15 protein-coding genes are annotated in these 22,733 nt (G+C 67.2%); 4 read left to right on the top strand and 11 right to left on the bottom strand.

Annotated elements, in window-relative coordinates; genetic code table 11:
• Position 1 precedes the first annotated feature (1 nt).
• From V6R86_RS04565 to trpD, 5 genes are read right to left on the bottom strand one after another with little or no spacing between them, the layout of a single operon-like run.
• Positions 2 to 877, bottom strand: coding sequence for an SDR family NAD(P)-dependent oxidoreductase (locus V6R86_RS04565; protein WP_338502516.1), 876 nt, complete (start codon positions 875 to 877; stop codon positions 2 to 4).
• Positions 878 to 889: 12 nt separating this feature from the next.
• A complete protein-coding gene (gene trpA, locus V6R86_RS04560) occupies positions 890 to 1,681 on the bottom strand; it encodes a tryptophan synthase subunit alpha (RefSeq protein ID WP_338502514.1) in 792 nt (263 codons plus the stop codon).
• Positions 1,678 to 2,862 (bottom strand): tryptophan synthase subunit beta, encoded by a 1,185-nt coding sequence (gene trpB, locus V6R86_RS04555; protein ID WP_338502512.1) that lies wholly within the window; start codon positions 2,860 to 2,862, stop codon positions 1,678 to 1,680. The genes trpA and trpB overlap by 4 nt, the downstream gene beginning before the upstream one ends.
• Positions 2,852 to 4,198, bottom strand: a complete 1,347-nt coding sequence (trpCF, locus tag V6R86_RS04550; protein ID WP_338502510.1) for a bifunctional indole-3-glycerol-phosphate synthase TrpC/phosphoribosylanthranilate isomerase TrpF — start codon at positions 4,196 to 4,198, stop codon at positions 2,852 to 2,854. Before trpCF ends, trpB begins: the two co-directional genes overlap by 11 nt.
• Positions 4,191 to 5,261, bottom strand: coding sequence for an anthranilate phosphoribosyltransferase (gene trpD / locus V6R86_RS04545; protein ID WP_338502508.1), 1,071 nt, complete (start codon positions 5,259 to 5,261; stop codon positions 4,191 to 4,193). Before trpD ends, trpCF begins: the two co-directional genes overlap by 8 nt.
• 217 nt (positions 5,262 to 5,478) lie before the next feature.
• Here trpD and V6R86_RS04540 point away from each other — a divergent pair, with 217 nt between their 5' ends.
• From V6R86_RS04540 to V6R86_RS04530, 3 genes are all read left to right on the top strand, one after another.
• Positions 5,479 to 6,474, top strand: coding sequence for a 2-dehydropantoate 2-reductase (locus V6R86_RS04540; protein WP_338502506.1), 996 nt, complete (start codon positions 5,479 to 5,481; stop codon positions 6,472 to 6,474).
• A gap of 55 nt (positions 6,475 to 6,529) precedes the next feature.
• A complete protein-coding gene (locus V6R86_RS04535) occupies positions 6,530 to 8,863 on the top strand; it encodes a putative bifunctional diguanylate cyclase/phosphodiesterase (protein ID WP_338502504.1) in 2,334 nt (777 codons plus the stop codon).
• A gap of 128 nt (positions 8,864 to 8,991) precedes the next feature.
• Complete coding sequence (locus V6R86_RS04530; RefSeq protein WP_338502503.1) at positions 8,992 to 11,460, top strand: TonB-dependent receptor; 2,469 nt, start codon at positions 8,992 to 8,994, stop codon at positions 11,458 to 11,460.
• A gap of 19 nt (positions 11,461 to 11,479) precedes the next feature.
• Here the strand turns inward: V6R86_RS04530 and V6R86_RS04525 are convergent, their stop codons facing one another.
• The 4 genes from V6R86_RS04525 to V6R86_RS04510 form a co-directional block, all read right to left on the bottom strand.
• Positions 11,480 to 13,801 (bottom strand): PAS domain-containing protein, encoded by a 2,322-nt coding sequence (locus V6R86_RS04525; RefSeq protein WP_338502501.1) that lies wholly within the window; start codon positions 13,799 to 13,801, stop codon positions 11,480 to 11,482.
• A gap of 50 nt (positions 13,802 to 13,851) precedes the next feature.
• A complete protein-coding gene (locus V6R86_RS04520) occupies positions 13,852 to 14,658 on the bottom strand; it encodes a LytTR family DNA-binding domain-containing protein (protein ID WP_338502499.1) in 807 nt (268 codons plus the stop codon).
• Positions 14,659 to 14,693: 35 nt separating this feature from the next.
• Complete coding sequence (locus V6R86_RS04515; RefSeq protein ID WP_338502497.1) at positions 14,694 to 15,857, bottom strand: sensor histidine kinase; 1,164 nt, start codon at positions 15,855 to 15,857, stop codon at positions 14,694 to 14,696.
• 89 nt (positions 15,858 to 15,946) lie between these two features.
• Entirely contained in the window at positions 15,947 to 17,530 is a 1,584-nt protein-coding gene (locus V6R86_RS04510) for a YadA family autotransporter adhesin (RefSeq protein WP_338502496.1), read from the bottom strand.
• A gap of 213 nt (positions 17,531 to 17,743) precedes the next feature.
• Between V6R86_RS04510 and V6R86_RS04505 the strand changes: the two genes are divergently transcribed.
• A complete protein-coding gene (locus V6R86_RS04505; RefSeq protein ID WP_338502493.1) occupies positions 17,744 to 19,633 on the top strand; it encodes a M1 family metallopeptidase in 1,890 nt (629 codons plus the stop codon).
• Here V6R86_RS04505 and V6R86_RS04500 read toward each other — a convergent pair.
• On the bottom strand, positions 19,630 to 21,684 hold the full coding sequence (locus V6R86_RS04500; protein ID WP_338502490.1) for a TonB-dependent receptor plug domain-containing protein: 2,055 nt from the start codon (positions 21,682 to 21,684) through the stop codon (positions 19,630 to 19,632). The two genes, V6R86_RS04505 and V6R86_RS04500, sit on opposite strands and share 4 nt — an antisense overlap.
• 151 nt (positions 21,685 to 21,835) lie before the next feature.
• Positions 21,836 to 22,693, bottom strand: coding sequence for a hypothetical protein (locus V6R86_RS04495; protein ID WP_338502488.1), 858 nt, complete (start codon positions 22,691 to 22,693; stop codon positions 21,836 to 21,838).
• Between the last annotated feature and the right edge of the window lie 40 nt (positions 22,694 to 22,733).

Raw genomic sequence — 22,733 nt, 5'->3', positions numbered from 1 at the left:
CTCAGCCGCCGAGCGCCTTGCCGAGTTCGACCTGTCCCTGCTCCAGTCCGCTTGCCGGAACTGTCGCGGTCTTGAGATCGCCGATCTCGCCCAGTTTCTCGAGGATCACCGATCCGGCCTCGAGATCGTCGAGGCCCTTGATCGAAATGCCGCGGGTCAGCGTGACCTGCGCCGCCTCGACCCCCTGCGCGCCGGCGGCGAGGATGGTGCGGTTCGGCGCATCTTCGGCGACCAACGCGAGCAGCGCCGGGCTGACATATTCGGGGCCGAGCAGTTCGAGCGCCTGAGGCGGAAGCAAATTCTCGGTCATCGCCGTGCGCGCAGTCGGGGCGAGGCAATTCACCCGGATATTGTTCTTCGCGCCCTCGATGCTGAGCGTCTGCATGAAACCAACCAGCGCCATCTTCGCCGCGCCATAGTTCGACTGCCCGAAATTCCCGTACAGGCCCGAGCTCGACGTGGTCATGACGATCCGCCCGTAATTGCGCTCGCGCATCCCGTCCCACACCGCCTTGGTGCAGATGACGCTGCCCATCAGATGGACGTCCATCACCAGCCGGAACTCATCCAGGCTCATCTTGGCGAAGCTCTTGTCACGCAGGATGCCGGCGTTGTTGACGAGGATGTCGACCGCGCCCGCCTCCGCGACCATGTCGGCGACGGCTTCCTCGTCGGTCACGCTGGCGCCGAACGCCGTGGCCTGCCCGCCGGCGGCCTTGATCTCCTCCATCACGCTTTGCGCATTGGCGATATTCTGCGGAATGTCGTTGACCACGACCGTCGCCCCGGCCCGCGCCAGCAGCAGGGCGTGGGTCCGGCCGAGCCCTCCCCCGGCCCCGGTGACGATGGCGGTGCGACCTGCAAGCGAAATGGCCATGAGCGATCCCTCTTAAATGTTGGGGAGGGCAGTAGCGCGCTTAAGGGCGCTGACAAGTTCGCCGAGCGCCGCCACATCCGCACCGCATTTCACCAGCGCCGACCCGGCGATCACCCCGGCCGCCCCGCTCGCCAGCGCATCGCGGACCTGATCGGGGGTGGAGATGCCGAAGCCGAGCACCGGCGGCGGTGCGCCAGCGTCGGCAAGACCCACGAACAGCGCGTCGTGATCGAGCGCAAGGGTGGTACTGGTCCCGGTCACCCCGGCCCGCGCCACGCAATAGGTGTAGCCGCCCGACAGCGCGGCGATCCGCTCCAGCACGGGTGGCGGCGTATTGGGCGCGGCGATCATCACCAGTTCGAGCCCCGCCGCCTTGGCGGCTTCGCTGTACGGCACGGCTTCGAGGCTCGGCACATCGGCGACCAACACCGAATCCGCGCCGGCCGCCGCCGCGTCGGCCATGAATTGCTCCCGGCCTCGAGCGTGGAGAATGTTGGCGTAAGTGAGGATACCGATCGGCACCGCGGGATGCTTGTCGCGAAGGCCGCGGATCAGGTCGAAGCTGTCGTCGACCCGGGCTCCCGACGCCAGCGCCCGCTCGGCGGCGGCCTGGATCACCGGACCGTCGGCAACCGGATCGCTGAACGGAATCCCGACCTCGACCATGTCGGCGCCCGCCTCGACCACCGCGTCGAGCAGCGCGGCGCTGGTCGCCTTGTCGGGATCGCCGAGCATCAGGAAGGCGCCGAACGCGCCCTCGTTCCGCTGCTTCAGCCGCTCGAACATCTGGGCGTAGCGGCTCACAGCATCGCCTCCGGCTTCAGCAGCTTGACCGCGCTCGCCATATCCTTGTCCCCGCGCCCCGACAGATTGACCACGATAACCGTGTCCTTCGTCGCCCGCTCGGCCTCCGCCATCGCGAAAGCGATCGCATGGGCGCTTTCGAACGCGGGGATGATCCCCTCCGACTTGGCCAGCGCCTGGAACGCGGCCAGCGCTTCGGCGTCGGTCACGCCGACATATTCGGCCCGTTCGCTTTCCTTGAGAAACGCATGTTCCGGCCCGACGCCGGGATAGTCGAGCCCCGCCGACACCGACCAGGTATCCGCCACCTGCCCGTCGCGATCCTGCAGCAGCAGAGTCTCGGTCCCGTGAAGGATGCCCGGCGTGCCCTTGAGGATGGTCGCGCCATGCTCGTGGCCCGACAGGCCTTTACCCGCCGCCTCGCAACCGACCAGCCGCACGTCCTCATCGCCGACGAAGTCCGCGAACATGCCGATGGCGTTGGACCCGCCACCGACACAGGCGGTAACGATGTCGGGCAGGCGGCCTTCGATCTCCAGCACCTGAGCGCGGGCCTCCTTGCCGATCACCCGCTGGAACTGGCGCACCATGGTTGGGAATGGGTGCGGCCCGGCGGCGGTACCGAGGAGGTAATGGGTGTTGGCAAAGCTCGCGGTCCAGTCGCGCAGCGCTTCGTTGACCGCATCCTTGAGCGTCCTGCCCCCGCCGGTGACCGGCACCACCTTGGCCCCCATCAGCTCCATCCGGAACACGTTCAATTGCTGCCGGGCGACATCGTCGGCGCCCATGTAGATTTCGGTTTCGAGCCCGAAGAGGGCACCGGCGAGTGCGGTCGCGACGCCATGCTGGCCGGCGCCCGTTTCGGCGATCAAACGGGTCTTGCCCATGCGCTTGGCGAGGAGCGCCTGACCCAGCACCTGATTGGTCTTGTGCGCCCCGCCGTGCAGCAGATCCTCGCGCTTCAGATAGATGCGCGCGCTGGTTCCCGCGCCAAGGTTACGGCAGCGGGTCAGCGGGGTTGGCCGCCCGGCGTAAGTGGTCAGCAGTTCCTCGAGCTCGGCCTTGAAGCCTGCATCTTCTTCCGCTTCGAGAAACGCCGCTTCCAGCTGCTCCAGCGCAGGGACCAGGATTTCGGGCACGAAGCAGCCCCCGAACCGGCCGAAACGTCCGTCATGCTTCATCAGAAATTCTCCGGTCGGGAAGTCGCAGCGCGTCGAACAGCGCCTGAAGTGTTGCGTGATCCTTGATGCCCGGGGCGCTCTCCAGCCGCGAGCTGGCATCGAGCCCGTACACCCCGGTCGCCTGCGCGGCGCGGGCATTGTCGGGACCGATCCCTCCGGCAAGGAAAGCGCTGGCCTTGGCCGGATGCGCTGCGACCGCGACCCAGTCGCAGGTCGTGCCCGTCCCGCCGCCCGGCGAATCGAAGATTAGCCGGTCGCCTCCCCGCTCCTCGAAGCCCGCAGTCCAGATCTCACCGCCGAAACCTGCGCGGATCGCGTCAATGACCACGCGGCTTTCTTTGCCATGCAATTGTACCGCATCGAGGCTCGCGGCGTCGGCGACGCGAATCACCTCGTCAGTCTCTTGGTCACGAAACACGCCGACCGGTTTGAGGCCCGCGTCACGCGTTGCCTCGGCCAGCACCCGTGCCTGTTCGGCAGAGACCGCGCGGGGGGTGCCCGGCACCAGAATGATCCCGGCATGGGTCGCGCCCGCGGCAGCCACCGCCCCCACATCCTCCTCGCGCGTCAGGCCGCACACCTTGACCCGCCCGAACACCAGCGCCCGCGCTGCCTCGCCGACATCGTCCGCCGCCATCAATGATGAGCCGACTAGGAACGCATCGGCATGCCGCCCCAGCCGCTCGACATCGGCCCGCGTCGCCAACCCCGATTCGCTGACCAATGTCACATGATCGGGCACCCGGGCAGCCAGCCGCTCGGTCACCGCCAGATCGGTCGTCAGCGTCTTCAGATCGCGATTATTGATGCCGACCAGCGTCGCGCCCAGCGCCAGTGCGCGGACCAGTTCTGCCTCGTCATGCACTTCGACCAGCACGTCCATGCCGAGCCGCTCGGCCTCGGCCATCACGCCGCGCGCCTCGTCGTCGCCCAGCACCGACAGCATGCACAGCACCGCGTCCGCCCCATGCCGCCGCGCTTCGGCGACTTGGCGCGGATCGACCACGAAATCCTTGGCCAGCACCGGCCCGTCGAACCGAGCGCGCACCGTCTCCAGCGCGGCGAACGAACCGCCGAAAAAGCGCTCGTCGGTGAGGCAGCTGACCCCGTCCGCGACCCCGGCATAAGCGCCGATCGCGGTCTCGACCGAATGCGGCGAGCGGTGGCCCGACGGCGACGCGCGCTTGACCTCCATCAGGAACCGCGCCCCCGGCCGGCTCAGCGCCGCACGCAAGCTGCGCGTCGTCGGCGCGATCCCACTGGCGTCGAATCCGCGCAATCGCTCGGCCACTTCCTGCCGCTTGTGCGCGACGATCTCGCCCAGCACATCAGTCATTGGTCGCCTCCACGAACGCATCGAGCGTCCGCCCCGCCGCGCCCGAGCGCAGCAGATCCATCGCCTGGCCCACGCCCTCGGCAAAGCCTGGCGCCAGTCCCGCAGTCCACAGCAGTGCGCCCGCGTTCAGCGCGACAGCCTGATTCTCCGCCTGCGCGCCGCGCCCATCCAGCAGCGCCCGCAGCCGCTCGGCATTGTCGCCGGGATCGCCGCCCTCCAGCGCGTTGAGCGGCATCCGCTCGAAACCCGCCTCCTCCGGGGTCAGCACGATTTCGTCGAGCTCGCCCCCGGCCAGCCGGATCGCCCGCGTCTCCGCGTGCAAGGCGACTTCGTCCAGCCCCGCGCCATGCACTACCAAAGCTTTCTCTACGCCCAGCGCCTGCAACACCTGCGCGATCCGGCGCAGCATCTTCGCATCCGCCACGCCCAACAGCTGCACCGGCGGCCGCGCCGGGTTCACGCAGGGGCCGAGCAGGTTCATCACCGTGCGTACGCTCAGTTGCCGGCGGACCACCGCGGCATGCTTCATTCCCGAATGGTAAGCGGGAGCGAACAGAAAGGTGAAGCCGGTCTCGTCCAGTACTTGCCGCGCCCGTGCCGGGTCGAGTTCGATCCTGGCACCCAGCGCTTCCAGCACATCGGCCGACCCGCATTTGCTCGATACCGAGCGGTTACCGTGCTTGGCGACCTTGAGTCCCGCGGCCGCCGCGACGAAGCCGGCGGCGGTCGAGACGTTGATCGTCCCGGCCCCGTCGCCCCCCGTCCCGCAGCAATCGGCGAACAACCCGTCCGGCCGCTCGAACGGCGTTGCGGCTGCCAGCAGGGCCTGCGCCGCGCCGATCATCTCTTCGGGCGTTTCGCCCTTCATCCGCAGCGCGATCAGCATGCCGCCGATTTCGCCCGGCTCGAGCCTCCCCAGCACCAGCCGCTCGAACAGATGCTGGCTGTCGTCGGCGCTCAGATCCTCGCCCGCCAGCAGGCGCGGCAGCGGATTGGGCACCGGACCCGCATCGACCGGCGGGGTCGAGGGGATGACGGCGGTGTAATGGGCGGTAGCAGTCATGAAAGCGGCCTCATCGGAACAACAAAAAACCCGCCGGTAAAGGCGGGTCGCATCTGGTTGGGTTTATGCTGGTGGAAGGTGCAGGGGACCTACCGCCAGCGCCATCGCGCCGCCGTCTCAATGTTCCGCCAGTGATGCCAGTTCCGGATCATGCGGCCGTCTTTCCGGCCAAGCGCCCGCCTTGTCAACCGCCCGGACCTGGCGCACCACAAAGGACGTGAGCGGCAGGATCGTCATTGCGGGCGCGGGAAGCATCGGCTGCTTCGTCGGGGGGCTGCTCGCGCTCGGCGGGGAAGAGGTGGTGCTGCTCGCCCGACCCCGGATGGCCGGGGAAATCGCGGCGCACGGCCTCACCCTCACCAGCTTCGAAGGGTGGAGCGAAACGCTCGGGGCCAGCCGGCTGCACGTCGAGACCGACCCAGCCGCCGCGCTTGCCCATGCCGCCCTCGTCCTCGTCACGGTGAAAAGCGGCGCGACGGAGGAGATGGCGGCCCTGATCGCCGCGCATGCCCCCGCGGGCGCGGCGGTGATCAGCCTCCAGAACGGCCTCAACAATGCCGCCCTTCTCCGCACCGCCCTGCCCGGCCGCCCGGTGTTCGCCGGCATGGTCAGCTTCAACGTGCTGCATGAGGGCCAGGGCCGCTTTCACCGCGGCACCTCGGGACCCTTGGTGATCGAAGCCGGCGCCCCGCCGCTGGTCGCCCCGCACCTCGACATCCTCGCCCATCCCGACATGGCGGCGGTGCTGGCGGGCAAGCTCGTCTATAATCTCAACAACGGCCTGAACGCTTTGTCCGGCCTGACCCTGCGCCAGCAGCTTGCCGACCGCCGCTGGCGCCTGCTCCTCGCCGCCGCGCAGGACGAAGCGCTGGCGGTGCTGCGCGCCGAAGGCATCCAGCCGTGGAGCCTCGGCAAGGTGCCCGTCACCCGCTTCCCACGAATCCTTCGCCTGCCAAATTTCCTGTTCCGGCTCCTCAGCCGCCGCGGGGTGCGAATCGATGCCTCGGCGCGTTCGTCGATGTGGGAAGACCTCGAACGCCGCCGCCCGACCGAGATCGATGAGCTGCAGGGCGCGGTGATCGCCAGGGCCGCCGCGCTCGGCCTGCCGGCCCCCGTAAACCGCCGGATTGCCGACGCCATCCGCGCCGCCGAAGCCGCCGCCGCCGGCAGCCCGCGGCTCGATCCCGACGCGCTTCGACGCCCGCGTTCTTAACTCCGTCTCAACCCAGTCGCTCTACCTCCGGTTTGTTCAGGAGTGTGATTGAGCGATGTACGAAGCCCCAGACCGCTACAAGCGCATGATTGCTGCGCGGCTGCCCGACGGTGAGTCAGCCGGAATTTCGCGTGACAGCGGTTCCGCCGCTTCGCCGCTCAAGGATGTCCAATTGATCGCCCGCGGCGAGCTGGCACCCTTTTTCGCGCTGACCAACATCGCCGCCGCCGTGCTGTTCACCGCCGCCCTGTGGGGATCGGTCGGGGCCAGCCTGCTGCTCGGCTGGACGGGAATCGTCGGCCTGGTGAACTTCTTCGCCATGCGCTGGAGCCAGAGCCAGGCGGTGACCTGCGTCGGTCGCGCCGGTCAGTCGGTACCCTTGTGGATGATGATCGGCGACGTCGTCGCCCGCGCGCTCATCTGGCTCAGCCTGCCGATCTATCTGTTCCCGACCCTGTCGACTGCCGGCCAGGTGATCGCCGGCACCCTGATCGCCGGCGTCGGCATCGCCGGCCTCGGCCTCGTCGTGGTGTTCGCCTGCGCGGTCGCCTGGATGAGCGCCTTCACCCTCGGCATGGGCGTGCCGCTGCTCTTCATGAAATCCACCGTCGGGTTCCAGCAGCTGCTCGCCATGCTGTTCGTGATGGGGGTGTCGATCACCGGCATCCTAATCGTCGCGCGCTGGGCCGCGGGCCAGCTCAAGACCAATGCCGACATGGGCTCGCAATCCGAAAGCGCTTCGCTGCTGCTTCAGGAATATGAACAGCGCGGCGTGGGCTGGCTGTGGCAGGTCGATTCGGAAAACCGCGTCGGCTACATCTCCAGCCGTATGGGCGCCCTCATCGGCAAGCCCTCGACACAGATCCTCGGCCATTCGCTGCCCAGCCTGCTCGGCGCCCACACCGATCTTGGCCGCGTGCTGCTCGACAAACAGCCCTTCACCAACCTCGAAATGGAACTGCGCACCGCGCGCGGCAATCGCTGGATCTCGCTGTCGGGCGATCCGATCATCGATACCGCCGGCCGATTCGAAGGGTTTCGCGGCGTCGGCCTCGACATCACCGACGTCCGCCACACGCAGGAGCGGCTGACCCACCTCGCCAACGTCGACGTGCTGTCGGGTCTGCCCAATCGCGGCCGGGTCCGTCAGCTCTTGGGCGAAGCCCTGCGCGGCGCGACCGCCGGCAATGTCCCCTGCGCGATCATGTTTCTCGATCTCGACGGGTTCAAGCCGGTCAACGACACCTTCGGCCACCCCAAGGGCGACGCCGTCCTCCAGGCGGTCGCCAAGCGTCTGTGCGACGAAGTCTCCAGCGACGGCCATGTCGGGCGCCTCGGCGGCGATGAATTCGCCATCGTCGTCCCCGACGCGCAAAGCCGCCGCAAGGTCGAGCAACTCGCCGACCGGATCATCATGGCGATCGCCGAGCCTTATTCGATCGACGGCACCGAAATCCGCATCGGCGTCTCGGTCGGCTGCGCCTTCGGCCCGATCGACGGCGCCACGGTGGACGACCTCATCCTCAAGGCCGACCTCGCGCTCTACCAAGCCAAGGACGCCGGCCGCGGGGTGGTGCGCTATTTCAGCTCCGAACTGCAAAGCGAGCAGGAAGACCGCGTCCGCCTCGAAGCCGACATGCGCGCGGCGCTCGAAAGCCGCCAATTCTACTTGAACTTCCAGCCCCTGGTCAGCGCCAAGAACCAGAAGCTGGTCGGGTTCGAGGCCCTGGTCCGCTGGAACCACCCGCGCCGCGGCTTCGTGCCCCCCAACGTCTTCATCCCGGTGGCCGAGGAATGCGGCCTGATGGGCCCCTTGGGCGAACTGATCATCGAGGAAGCCTGCCGCGCCGCCGCCAGCTGGCCAGAGCCGATCACCGTCGCCTTGAACGTCAGCCCCAAGCAGATCATCCTGCCCAACCTGCCCAACGTCGTCAGCCAGGCGCTCGCTCGCCACAAGTTGCCGGGCAACCGGATCGAGCTCGAAGTCACCGAAGGCGTGTTCCTCGACAGCTCGAGCCGCAGCCTCGACATCCTCGGCCGCCTGCGTTCGCTCGGCGTAGGCATCGCGCTCGACGACTTCGGCACCGGCTATTCGTCGATTGGCTATCTGAACAAAGCCGTTTTCCACAAGCTCAAGATCGACGGCAGCTTCGTGCGCGATGCCGGCACCCGCCCGGGCAACGTCGCGATCATCAAGTCGATCGTCCAGCTCGCCAAGGATTTCCGTATGTCTGTCACCGCCGAAGGCGTCGAAACCGCCGAAGATTTCGAACGGATGCGCCAGCTCGGCTGCGATACCATCCAGGGTTATCTATTCGGCAAGCCCTTGTCCTACGAACGCGCCAACCAGCTCGTCCTCGGCCTCGACGCCCGCAAGCTCGCGAGCTGACGGCCAGAGTCACACACCCGTCACGGCTCCGACACCGAACCGTTCACGAGCCGAAATCATCCTGTCTCCCTTGACCCCTAGGGCCCCGCTCAGAGCCGGCGCGGCCCGCCGGGGGAACAGGGATAACCATGACCAACACGCATTCGACCGGCCTTCGGGCCGCTGCCTTTCTGCTCATGACCGGCGCGTCGCTGCCGGCGCTCGCCCAGGCCGGCCCGGCTCAGCCGCCGCAGGAAGCCACCACCGCCGGCACCCCCGCTGCTGACGAGGAAATCGCCAGCGACCAGGCGCCGCGCACCAATGCCGACGGCCTCGAGGAAATCGTCGTCACCGCGACCAAGCAGGTCACCAACCTTCAGCGCACGCCGATCGCCATTTCGGTCGCCAGCGCGCAGGCGCTGGAAGATCGCTCGGTCCAGAGCCTGCTCGACCTCGGCGACGGCTCGATCCCCGGCCTCCGGGTCGCGACCTTCGAAGCGCGGCAGTCGGCGGTCACCATCGGCATTCGCGGCATCGTGCCGCTCGACGCCAACCAGCCCGCGCGCGAACAGGGCGTCGGCGTCTATCTCGACGGCGTCTACCTCGGCCGTCAGCAGGGCCTCGGCGCCGCTTTGCTCGATATCGAGCGGATCGAAGTGCTGAAGGGTCCGCAGGGCACGCTGTTCGGCCGCAACACCTCGGGCGGCGCGGTCAGCATGATCACCAAGGCCCCGACCGGCCGCTTCGGCCTGCGCGCCAGCATCGGCGCCGGCAACTACAGCGCGGTCAATGGCAACATCCACCTCGACCTGCCGGCGATCGGCCCCTTCTCGTTCAAGCTCGACGCCGCCGCCGACTATCGCGATGGCATCACCGAAAACCCGCTGCCGGGTCAGAAGGACTTCGGCTATTACGATCGCAAGGGCTTCCAAGCGAAGATGCGCTTCAAGCCGAGCGCGGACTTCGTCGCCGACTTCGCCTTCGATGCGGGCAAGGACAAGAACACGCCCTTCTACAGCCAGCTGATCAACTTCAATCCGAACGGCTATCCGGTCGGCACCCTAACTGGCTCGCTCCCGTCGAGCCAGGTCCGCCCGCTTCCCCCGCTGGTCCAGATCGTCCCCGACCGCGTGCAAAAGGTCGCCGACATCGGCGTTCCGCAGCGCCCGTCGGTCGACAAGACCCGCGGCGTGTCGGCCAACCTGCGCTGGAACGTCGCCGACTGGCTCGAACTGCGCTCGATCTCGGCCTATCGCGACGTCAGCGTCGATCAGTGGGACAATGTCGGCGGTGCCCACCGCCCGCCGGTTTTCTCGCCCAATGGCCTGTTCTCGCGCTACTCGCTCTCCTACCTCGAACAGAATCAGTACAGCCAGGAATTCCAGGCCGTCGGCCGCCTCGCCGATCAGCTCGACTATGTGTTCGGCGTCTACTGGTTCCGTGAAAAGGCGTTCGAAGAAGCCGCGACTCCCAGCTCGCTGCGCTGGAACGCCGATGGCACCGCCTATACCGTGGTCGACCCCTGCACCGGCTCGGGCGGCTTCGGCTCGCTTCCGGGCTGCCGCTCGATCGATCGCGGCAGCCGCGTGACCTCCAGCAGCCGGGCCGTTTTCGGCCAGGCGACCTGGACCCCGCCGGGAATGGAGAAACTCCATCTCACCGTCGGCGGCCGCTACACCAACGACAAGAAGGACGGCGTCCTTTACCTCTTCAACAACCAGCCTTCGCGCTGCCCGCCGACCCTGACCACGGCGCCGCTTTGCACGCTCGACCTCGACACCAACCGGTTCAATCCACTGGTGACGGTGGCCTATGAGCCGACCCGCTCGATCAACCTTTATGCCAAATATGCGACCGGCTATCGCTCGGGCGGCGCGTCGTCGCGCTCGGTGACATATCGCGAATTCGGCCCCGAAGACGTCAAGAGCTACGAGATCGGCGCCAAGACCGAGTGGTTCGACCGTCGCCTGCGCGTCAACGCCGCCGCCTACATCATGGATCGCACCGGCAGCCAGGTCGACTTCTCCACCGTGGTCTCGACCGGCGGCACCTCGACCCGCAACACGCTGGACACGATCAATGCCCCCGGCACGACCAAGATCCGTGGGCTGGAAGTCGACTTCATCGCCCGCGTGACCGACAACCTCCAGCTGTCGGGCGCTTACGCCTACACCTACACCAAGGTTCCCGACACCGCCGACCCACAGCGTCCGGGCAGCCCGCTGGTCCCGGTGTTCATCGTCTTCACCCCGCGCAACGTCGCCAACGGCGCGATCGACTATGAACTGCCGCTCGCCTGGAACAACGCCAAGCTGCGCTTCCACATGGACGGCAATTACAACCAGGGCACGCAAAGCTTCGCCGAATATGCGACCAAGAACGACAGCAGCTTCGTCGTCAACGCGCGGCTGGCGCTGGCCGACATCGCGTTCGGCAACAACCTGTTCACGCTGGCGGCCTGGTCGCGCAACCTCTTCAACGAACAATATATCTACCGCCGCGATCCGTCGACCAGCCTGCCCAACCCGACCACCGGCGCGGTCAACGGCGTGACCGGGGAATATGCCAATTTCGGCACCCCGCGGACCTACGGCCTCGAACTGAGCGTGAAGCTGTAAGGACGGAAAAGAGCGGGGCTCAGGCCCCGCTCAACACCTTGCGGACGGCGGCGGCGAGGGCTTCGGAGCGGAACGGCTTCGACAACAGCGCCGCCCCCGGCGCCGCGGCGCGGATCGCATCGGTCTCGCTGTAACCCGACACGAACAGAATCGGCTGCTCGGGCCGGAGGCCACGCATCTCGCGCGCAACCTGTGCGCCCGACATGCCGGGCATCAGATAATCGAGCACCACCAGATCGGGCGTCTGCCGCCGGAACTCGGCCAGCGCCGCTTCGCCATCGGCGGCTTCGGCGACCTGATAGCCATGCTCTTCGAGGCTGGAGACGACAAAGCCCCGGACATCGGGATCGTCATCGACGACCAGCACCGTCGCGGCCTGTCCGACCGAAACGCTGCTCTCGTCCGCCGCGTCGCTTTCCGCGTTCTCCGGCCCGACGGCGGCCTGCGCCCGCGGAAAATACAAGCGAACGGTCGTGCCCTCACCGGGGCGGCTTTCGATCCGCGCCGTGCCGCCCGACTGGCGCGCCACGCCATAAACCATCGACAGGCCGAGCCCCGTGCCCTTGCCCACCTCCTTGGTCGTGAAAAACGGATCGAACGCTCGCGCGACCACCTCCGCCGGCATCCCGGTCCCGGTGTCGCCGATACTGAGCTCGAGATAATCGCCCGGGTCGAGTTCGGCGTCGTTGCCGACGCTGACCGGGCGGGTGGTGATCGACAGCAGTCCGCCGCCCGGCATGGCATCGCGCGCGTTGATGGCGAGGTTGAGCACCGCCAGCTCCAGCTGGGTCGGGTCCGCCAGCACCGGAATCGCGGTCTCGTCGAGCTCGATTCGTTTTTCGATCCCCGGTCCCAGCACGTTGCGAAGCAGGGGCCGCATGTTCGCAATCAGCGGCTCCACCAGCGTCGGGCGCACTTCGAGCCGCTGGACCCGGCTGAATGCAAGCAGTTGCGCGGTCAGCCGCGCACCCCGCTCCGCCGCTTCCAGCGCGTTGCGGGCATAGCGCCCCAGCTTCGGATCCTCGGCCCGGCGGACGATCAGGTCGAGGCCGCCGACCACCACTGTCAGCAGGTTATTGAAATCGTGCGCGATGCCGCCGGTCAGCTGGCCGAGCGCTTCCATCTTCTGGCTCTGGCGAAGCTGCTCCTGCGCGGCCTTGAGCTCGGTGACGTCGCGCGCTTCGAACAGGATATACTTGACCGACCCGTCACGGCCGGCGACCGGGCCGAAGGAGACGTCGAGGTAAGCCGTCTGCGCGCCTGCCTTTTCGAGAATGATTTCGCGGGTGACGGGCACACCGGTCGCCGCGACCTCGACAGCGCCGCGCACCGATTCGGTATGTTCGGGATAGGCCGCGAGCGTGGGTGCCTCCCACAGCTTCTTGCCGATCGCATCGTCCGCCCGCTTGTGCCGCCAGCTCGCCTGCGTTCGGTTGAGCTGCAACACGGTGCCGTCGGTGTCGAGCAGCACGACCACTTCGCGCACGCTGTCGAAAATGGCCCGCAGCCGCGCCTCGCTGTCGCGGACCTCGGCGGTGCGCTCATCCACCTGCCGCCGCAGTTCCAGCTCGGCTTCCTTGGCGAGCGTGATGTCGAACGCCGCCCCGATGAAGCCGATCAGTTCGCCGTCCGGACCGAACCGCGGGCTCGAGACCGAACGCAGCCAGCGATAGATCCCGTCCGCCCTCTTGTAGCGCGCTTCGAGAGTGAACGGCCGGCGCGAAGCTTCGCCCGCCATGCTGTCCACCACCACCTGTTCGAAATCGTCGGGATGGATGAAATCGCGCCATTCGTGCGCATTGACCTGATCGCGAGCCACGCCGGTGAAGCTCAGATACTCGTCATTGACGAACTCGCGGTGCCGGTCGAGCCGGGTCACCCACATGATCACCGGCGCATTGTTGGCGATCCGCCGGAAGCGCGCTTCCGATTCGCGGATCGCGCGCTCCGCCACTCGCTGTTCGGTGACGTCGGTAACGAGGATCACAATCCCCGAAATGGTCCCGTCCGGGTCGACCTGCGGCAGATACTGGGTCTGGATCGCCACCGTGCCGCGGCTCGGATGCGCATATTCGGCGGCGAACCATTGCCGCTCGCCGGCCAGCGCAGCGGCGATCAGCGGCTTGCGGATCTCATATGCGACCTTGCCGATCACCTCGCCGATCGGCTGACCAAGGATTGCGCTGCGTGGCCGTTCGAGGAATTCGGCCAGCGCCTGGTTACAGAACTGGTAGCGCTCGTCGCGGCCGATCAGCGCAAGCGGCATCGGCAGCGCGTCGGCGATGCCGAGGATGCGCTTGAAATCGAACCCGGAGAGTGCGTCCGCGCCCCTGCCCGTCATCGGCTCAGTCTAGCGCACAGGGGGGCGGCGGCAACGCCCCTCGTGTCGCCTTAATGAACGAAACGGGCAACCACGTCGCGATAGCTCCGGCTGACCTTCACCTGCGCACCCGAATTGAGCACTAGGAAGCATTCGCCGTTGGTGTGCGGCTTCACCTGCCGGACGAGGTCGAGATTGACGATCGTCGAGCGGTGCACCCGCTGGAAGCGCCGCGGATCGAGGCGCTTCTCGAGGTCCTTCATGGTTTCGCGCAGGATCAGCGTGTTGTCGCCGGTCTGAATGCACATGTAGTCGCCCGCCGCATCGATCCGCTCGATGGTGTCGACGTCGACCCGGAAGATTTGCCCCTGATCCTTGATGTTGATCATCTTCTCGAACCGTCCGGATTCGGGCGCCGCGGCAGGAGCGCTCTCGCCAATCTCCTCGGCGGCTTCCGGTGCATGCTCGGCAAGCGCTTCGGCCAACCGCTCGGCATGCTGCTGCGCGCCCTTTTCGGCAAGGCGCTGGCGGACCCGCTCCATGGTCGTCGCCAACCGGTCCTCAAGCACCGGCTTTTCGAGATAATCCACTGCCTGCACCTCGAACGCGCGCAGCGCATGCTCGGAATAAGCCGTGACGAACACGAACAAGGGCGGATCGACGTCCATCAGCCCTTGGATCACCGAAAAGCCGTCGAACCCCGGCATCTGGATGTCGAGGAAAACGAGGTCGGGCTTGTGGGTCTTGATCGCCCGGATCGCTTCGCGGCCGTTGCTGGCGGTGGCGATCACCTCGACATCGTCATGCGCCTGGAGCCGGAGCATCAGCCCCTGGGTGGCCAGCGGCTCGTCGTCGACGAGGATGGTGCGAATGGTCATGGAGGTCCTTCTTGGTTCTGATCCGTGTCTTCGCGTCAGCCAAGCGGCCGCGCGTCGAGCGGAATTTCTACGATAACGCTAAAGCCCCCTTGTTCGTTCTTGCGTGTCGCGAAACGATGCCGCTCGCCATAGGCTTGCGCCAGACGGTCGCGGGTATTCGCCAGACCGACGCCGGTCGACTGCGTGGCGACCAATGCATCCTGCCCGCCCGCCCCGTTGTCGGCGACCTCGATCCGCACGTTATCGCCTTCGGGAATGGCGGTGACCCAAATGTCGGCCCCCGTTTCGCTCGGCGTCACCGCATATTTGATCGCATTCTCGACCAAGGGCTGAAGCAGGAGGCTGGGAAGCCGCACCCCGATGGTCTGCGCCTCGATCCGGAAGTGCGGCCGAAGCCGGTCCTCGAAGCGCATTTTCTCGATCTCGAGGTACAGCTTCAGCGTTTCCACTTCCTGCGCCAGCGTGACCTGCGCGGTGGGCTCGTTGGCCAGCGTGTAGCGGAGGAAACTCGACAATCGCGCCAGCATCGCATTGGCCCGCTCGGTCTGTTTCAGCAGCACCAGCGTCGAGATCGAGTTCAGCGTATTGAACAGGAAATGCGGGTTGAGCTGATAGCGCAGCATCGCCAGCTGCGCGCTCGACGCCTGGCTTTCCAGCCGGGTGCGCTGGTCGATCTCCTCTTCCAGCAGCAGATAGTAGTTGATCCCGTAGTAAAGCGCCGACCACGCCGCGAGCAGGGCGAAGTTAAGCAGGATCGCGCCGAACAGCTGCACCCCGACCGGATTGGCCCCCGGCCGCACGAAGGTCGCGTGGCTCCAGGTCTCGATGATCGAAAAGGCGCCCGAGGCAAGGCCAACGGCGGCGAGGCTCAGGATCACCGTATAGATCGCGCGCATGGTGATCAGGCGGCGATAAAGGCTGGCGAGCAGCAGGGTCAGCGAATAGCCGGTCGCGGTCAGCAGCAGCGTGTGCACCACGAACATCGCCGGCACTTCGTTGGCGATGCCGCCCAGCGTGCGCAGCATGAAATAGCCGATCCAGCCGGCCGATTGCAGCACCCAGAAAGCGCGATTCTTGTCGGCGAAGAAGGGTGCGTCGAGCCCGACGGTGCGCGCGATCGGCCCCTTGCGCGGCGCCAGCGCCCGCGCGCGCCGGCGGGCCGGCGGCTGGTCGGACAGAAGGGCGCTGTCGGTGGCCATCTGCCCGCATATAGCGGGCCGCCCCGTTTATTGCGAGCGGGGCACGGCGGGGAGGGCGCTCATCGCCCCGCTCCCCGCCGTGCTTAGGGTCAGAACTGGATACCCGCGCCGCCGCTGGCGCCGACCCGGCTGCTGCTGTCGTAGGTGACCCCGATCCGGAACACGGCCCTGCCGTCTTCGGTGCGGTGCGATCCACCGATGGCAATCGCAGTCCGCCCGCCATAAGTGCCGACCCCGGCCGCAATCATGTTGGCGCCGGCGTCCATCGCCTGGGGCATGCCCGCCGCGGCCAGCGCCGCCGCCGACCCCGCCCGGGCTTCCTTGCGCGCTTCGCCGAGATTGAAGTTCAAGGCGGACAGGCGCTGGTCGGTATAGGCATTGGCCGACCGCAGCGCATTGTCGGCAAGGTCGCGGACCTGATTGAGATTGACCGCGTCGGTACCGAGTGTTCCCGCGGCGACATTGCGCAGCTGCACCGCCTGCGCGGCTCCGGTCCCGCCCAGCGTCACGCTGGTCCGCGCCGTGCTGTCGTAAGCGACCGCATTCTGGCCCAGCGCCAGCGCCTGGTTGGCGGTCACCTGCACCGTCGCCACCGTGGCGTTGGTCGCCGCCAGCTGGCCGCCGTTCACCGCGTCGGTCGAGCCTGCCGCGACCACGCCGGCCGCGACATTATGGACTCGCACCGCCCCGGCGCTCGCCCCGACCAGGGTCACGTCATTCGTCGCCGTGCCGCCATTCTCGACCGTCGGGGTCGCCGCATTGCTGTAGCGAACGGGTCCCGCATTGCCGATGGTGAGGTTGGTGACCGTCTGCGACAAGGCATCGAGATCGGGGCGGATATCCACGACGTCGGTCTGGAGCTGGGTGATGCTGGTCACATTGCCCGCCACCCCGGCCGACAAATTGGCAATCGCCGTCGTGTTGTTCGCCACATCGGTCTGCAACTGCGTCACATCGCCCTGAAGCGTGGTGATAGTGCTGGTGTTGGCGGCGACCTGCTGATTGGTGGCGAACAATTGCGAGCCGTTCACCGCCTCGCTCGACGAGGCCGACAGGGCGCCGGCCGCGACATTGCTGACCACGGTCCCGCCCGCCCCCGCAAGCACGACACTGGTGCTGCTGCTGTTGCTGTACTGGACCGAATTGCTGGTCAGCTGGGTGGCGACCGACTGAAGCTGGCCGACCGTTGCGGCATCGCTGACGGCGGTGCCGTCGGCGACATTGGTAATCTGGCGAAGCGCCCCCGGAGCACCGACCGACACTTCGCCGACCGACCCAGGCTGGGGCCCACGCGAAGCAACCGATCCGGCGCCCAGCGCGACGCTGTTCGCCACGGTGACGTTGCTGCCCTCGCCAAGCGCGACGGAACCGGTTCCGCCCGCGCCGATGGTAGCATCGGTGCCGATCGCGATCGATCCCAGCGCCAGCGGATCGGTCTGGGCGCGATTGCCGATGGCGATCGAGTTGATCTCGCCGGCCACCGCTTCCTGCCCCGATGCGCCAAGGCCGGTGATGGCGTTGCCGCCGATCGACACACCCTTGGGGTTCGACAGGATGAAACTGTCCGCCTGCGCATTGCAGGGGTCCCCCGGCCCGACCAGGGTGCCGTCATTCGCGATGACTTCCAGCGTGATGTTCGATCCACTCGCGGCCGAGGTCAGCAGGCCATTCACATTGACGCTGAGCGAATATCTGAATTTTTGATTGCAGGGAGCGCTTGCCGGCACGGCAAAAGCGTTGCGCGGCGCCTTGTCCTGAAAACTTGCCTTGAAAGACTGGCTAAGCCAACGCGCAGGCGACAGATTTACTCATAGGTCGGCCGCGTCGACGGCGTGCGCGGTTCGTCAAATTTGGCATTTCAAGCGTTCGGCTCCCGGAAGGAAAACATGACCCGCCTCGCTCTCCTGCTCGCTTCCGCCCTTGCTCTTTCGGCCTGTCAGACGATGGTCCCCGGCACCGCCTCCACGCCTTCGATCGCGCCGGTGCTCGCCACCGCCGATGCGGCCGACCCCCACAGCTATGCGCGGCCGCTCGAAGCGCGGGTCACCCATGTCGACCTCGATCTGCGCTTCGACTTCGCCGCCAGGGCGGTTAGCGGCACCGCGACGTTGGACATCGATCGCCAGCCGACTGCACGCGCCATCGTGCTCGACAGCGACGGCTATCAGGTGAGCGCGGTGATCGACGCCGCGACCGGTGCGCCGCTAGCGTTCGCTTATGGCGCGAAGGACGCCGCGCTTGGCCGCCCGCTGACCGTCCAGCTCGGCAACGCGACGCGCAAGATCCGCGTCGCCTATACCGCCCGCGACGCGGCGGCGCTGCAATGGCTCACCCCCGAGCAGACCGCCGGCAAGCGCCAGCCCTTCCTGTTCAGCCAAGGCCAGGCCATCCTCAATCGGACCTGGATCCCGACCCAGGACAGCCCCGGCATCCGCCAGACCTGGGCGGCGCGGATCACGGTCCCGATGGGCCTCACCGCGGTGATGAGCGGGCTGAAATCGGACGAGATCATCGCCAGCACCGGCGGCACACAGACTTTCCGCTTCCACATGGACAAACCGGTCGCGCCCTATCTCATCGCCATCGCGATCGGTGACCTCAAGTTCCAGCCGCTCGGTGCCCGCACCGGCGTCTGGGCCGAGCCCGCGACCCTGCCCGCCGCCACGCGCGAACTCGAAGACACCGAAAAGATGGTCGAAGCCGCGGAGCGCCTGTTCGGCCCCTATCGCTGGGGCCGCTACGACATGATCGTGCTGCCGCCCTCCTTCCCCTTCGGCGGGATGGAGAACCCGACGCTCACCTTCCTTACCCCGACCTTCATCGCCGGGGACAAGAGCCTGGTCAGCCTGATCGCCCACGAACTGGCGCACAGCTGGTCGGGCAACCTTGCCACCAACGCGACCTGGGCCGACTTCTGGCTCAACGAAGGCACCACCACCTACGCCACCAGCCGCATCGTCGAAGCGATCTACGGCAAGCGCGTCGCCGACCAGCAAATCGCGCTCGGCATCGACAGCCTTAACGGCGAGCTCAAGAATTTGCCGAGCGGCGATACGCGCCTCGCGATCGACCTGCGGGGCCGCAGTCCCGACGACGGCATGACCGACATCGCTTATGAGAAAGGCGCCGCTTTCCTGCGCATGATCGAAAGCAACGTCGGCCGCGCGCGCTTCGACCCGTTCCTGCGCAAATGGTTCGACGAACACGCTTTCCAGCCGGTCACCAGCGCGCAATTCCTGGCGGCCGTCCGCGGCGACCTGGTGCGCGGCGATGCGGCGCTGGAGCAACGAATGAAGCTTGACCGCTGGGTGTATGAGCCGGGCCTGCCGAGCAACGCCGTGCCCGCCGACCGCCAGGCCTTTGCCGAGGTCGATGCGGCGGTTGCCGCCCACGCCGCCGGCACCCTGCCCACCGCCGCCTGGGCGCGCTGGACCACAGACGAGCGCCTCCGCTTCCTCAATCGCCTGCCGCGCCAGCAGAGCCGCGCCAGCCTCGACGCGCTGGAGCGCGCGTTCGGCCTCAACGCCATCGGCAACAACGAGCTGAAATTCGCCTGGGCGAGCCTCGCGGTCGCCAACCGCCACGATCCCGCCGTCCCGGCAATCGAGGCGTTCCTGCAGGCCAATGGCCGCCGCAAGTTCGTGCGCCCGCTGTTCCTTGCTCTGGACAAGGACCAGAGCTGGGGCCGGCCGATCGCGCGGCGGGTCTATCCGCTGGCCCGCCCGATCTACCATCCGCTGGTGACGGGCGATCTAGACAAGGTCTTTGCGCGCTAGAAGGTCCCCTTCACGCTGAGCGAGAAGATCGGGCCGATCAGGCGATCGCGCTTTTCGACGAAATCGATCGGGGCGCTGTTGCGGCGGCCGGCGTAGACCGTTCGGTCCCACCGGCTGCGGGCATTGAGGAGATTACCGGCCGACGCCCGGACGGTCAGTCCGAACACGTCCTTGTTCTCGACGAACGCGCCGAGCCACACCGGGCCCTCCCACTGCCGCCCGACCTCGTTCAGGCGGAAGGCGCGGGTGACATGGCTGTAATTGCCGTTCACGCCATAGGCCCAGTCGCTGCCCGGAATGTCGTGGCGGAAATCGGCCTCGATCAGCCGGTCGGTAAAGCTCGACAGCGGGCGTTTGTCGCCGGTCAGCGGATCGCGGATGCTGCTGAACTGCGCCAGCGCGCGAAGGTTGATCCGCGCGCCCTTCACCCCCAGCGGATCGAGCTGGAAGGTGCTGTTCCAGTCGATCGCATAGGCCCGCGCCTTGTCGATGTTGCCCGGCGATTCCCCAGTCAGGCCGATCGGGATAATGTCGACGAAATCCTCGAACAGCGCGGCGACGAGGTTGACCCGGGTCTTGCCGTAGCGGCCGAGATCCTTCGCCAGTTCAAGCTCGTAGCGCCACTGCTGGGTCGGAACGAGGTCGGGATTGCCCGCATTCTGGTTGTCGTTGTCGAGGAACACGCGGGCAAGGAACTGGCCGAAGTCGAGCTGCCCGACCCGGCGGATGATCTTGAAATTGGCGTTGAAGGTCGGCGTCACCTGCGCCGCGAAATTGAGCGAACCCTTGGGCCGGAAGAAGCTACGCTCCTTGCCGCCCGGGCCTTCCTGCACGATGGTCGACCATTCGCCGCCTGCTACCAGCTGCACCGACAACTTGCTCGACAGCGGCCGGCCCATCGTCGCCAGCGCTTCGTAGCGATCCTCGCTGACCTTGCCGGTGCCCGACGGGAAGAATTCCTCGGCATAGCTGCCGTCGGCCTTCAGCGAGTAAAGGCGCGAGACGAGGTCGAGGCTGTTGAACGCCGCCTCGCCCGACAGCTGGACGTCGGTCTTGCCCCATTTCCAGCGAAATTCGCTGCGGCCGATCAGCTCTTTCGACTTGCCGTCCTGGACGTAGCGGCTGCCGATCTGCGGGCTGGCGTCGTTGAACGTCAGCAGCGCGGACTGGAAGAACGGCTCGTCGGACGAACGGGTCAGGCCGATGAATTTCAGCCGTCCGCCGCCAAGCGCGAATTCGTAATCCGCGCCGGCTTCGTAATTATAGCCCTTCTCGCGCTGGCTCAGTTCGCGCTCGAGGTCGGGCCCGCTGGCCCGGTCGCGGCGGCTGATCTCGTCGAAGCGATAGTTGAAGCGGCGGGCGAGGAGATTGAGGTTGCCGAGCGACGAGCCGGGGCCGTCGAGCTTGAACTGGCCGCTGATCTGCGGCTGGTCGAAATTGCCGGTCCACCTGTCGTCGCGGGTCTCGAACAGGCTGCCGTCGCCGCGCGTGATGACCGTCGGCCCGCCCGCCGAACTGCGGCTGGCGTCGTTCTTGAGGCTGACGGTATATTCTACCGGTCCGGTCGTACCGCTGACCGACACGTCGCCGCGGGTGTAGAGCGGGTCGGCATAATGGGCGCGGAACTCGGGCCGGTAGGTGAACTGCCCGCTGATCTTTTTCTTGGCTTCGTAGACGACGTTGGCGACCTGCCCGGTCAGGCCCGGCACGTCGACCTCGGCGGCATCGACGATCTCGATGCGGGTGACGTTGCCTGCAGGAATCGCTTGCAGCGCCGTTACCGGATCGGTCGACTTGCCGCTGACACGCTTGCCGTTCAGCAGCACGTTGCCCGACGCCTGGCCGAGCCCGCGCGAACTGGTGTCCTCGCCGCGGATGGAAAAGCCCGGGACCTGGTTCAGCATGTCGAGCGCGGTGCGCGGGGCGAAGCGGGTGAAGTCGGCCGGCGTGAACACCCGCTTGGTCCCGGCCGGTGCCGATACCGGCGGCGGCGCGTCCCCGGTGGCGGGCGCGGCGTCCTGGGCCAGGGCCGGAGCGCTCAGCGCCACCATCGACGCGAACCCTAGCAACCTTGTCCGACTGGTTCGGCTACGCATTATCATTCCCCTGTTTGATCTAAGTTGGCCGCAGTCCGGCCTCCGCCAAAAGGCGGTTGTCATCAGCGACACTGCTGTTTCGATGGGTGGACGAGCGGCGGTCCGCTCAGGGCAGAAGCGCGCTCATGATCGCCGGCGCGCCTTCGCTGGTCATCGCGACCGGTCGGCGCGATCCGCTGCGTCCGATCTCCTCGGGCAGGATGCCAAGCGCCTTCAGCTGCACCAGCCGCGACACCGACAGGTTGCGATAGCCCCGGCGCTGGTAGCTGGCGATGAACTCGGCGGTGACGCCCAGCGCCTTCAGCTGAATCAGTTCCTCGACCGGCACCCGGTCGTAGCCCACGCGCTTCAGCGAGGCGATATAGGCGGGCGAGACGTCGAGCGCCTTCAGCGTGATGAAGTCTTCAGTCCGGCGCGGGCGATAGCCCGAGGCGGCCATGGTGCGGATGTAGTCGGGCGTGACATTGAGCGCGGTCAGGCCGGCCAGTCCGCGTGGGGACGGCATGGCGTAGCGGCCTTGACGCAGCGCTTCGACCAGCGAACGCTTGGCGCCGACCATGGTCAGGTCGATCCACTCGCCCTCGGTCGGGCGGCGCATGCCTGCGGCGACCAGGAAGGAGGCAAAGGCCGGATCGCCGGTGAAGCGGCAATTGCCCCGCGCCCGGCGGCCTTCACTGCGGCCCGAGCAATCGAGCCGGCCGGGCTCGCGGACCAGGGCGAAGCGGACCGGAACGCCGTCCCTCGTCAGCGCGGCGCGGTCGAAACCGGCCAGTCCGCGGACCTCGAAGGTGGATCCCGACGTGCGCCCCGGCGCCTGGTTACGGCGCAGCGCGAGCTGGAGACGGTCCTTGCCCGAGTTGGACACCTCGAAGCGAAGGATGTCGGCATCGGCGGCAAGGCCGGTGGTGGCGATGCTCACGGTGGCGAGGATCAGCGCGAAGAAGAAGGCGAGCGAGCGGTGCATGAGGATGCTCCTTTCAGCGTCAAGTCTGGTGGCAAGCCGG

The sequence above is a fragment of the Sphingomonas kaistensis genome (assembly GCF_036884275.1).
Classification (GTDB): domain Bacteria; phylum Pseudomonadota; class Alphaproteobacteria; order Sphingomonadales; family Sphingomonadaceae; genus Sphingomicrobium; species Sphingomicrobium kaistense_A.
The sequence above is the reverse complement of the archived record's forward strand: the minus strand, read 5'-3'. Positions and strand labels throughout refer to the sequence as shown.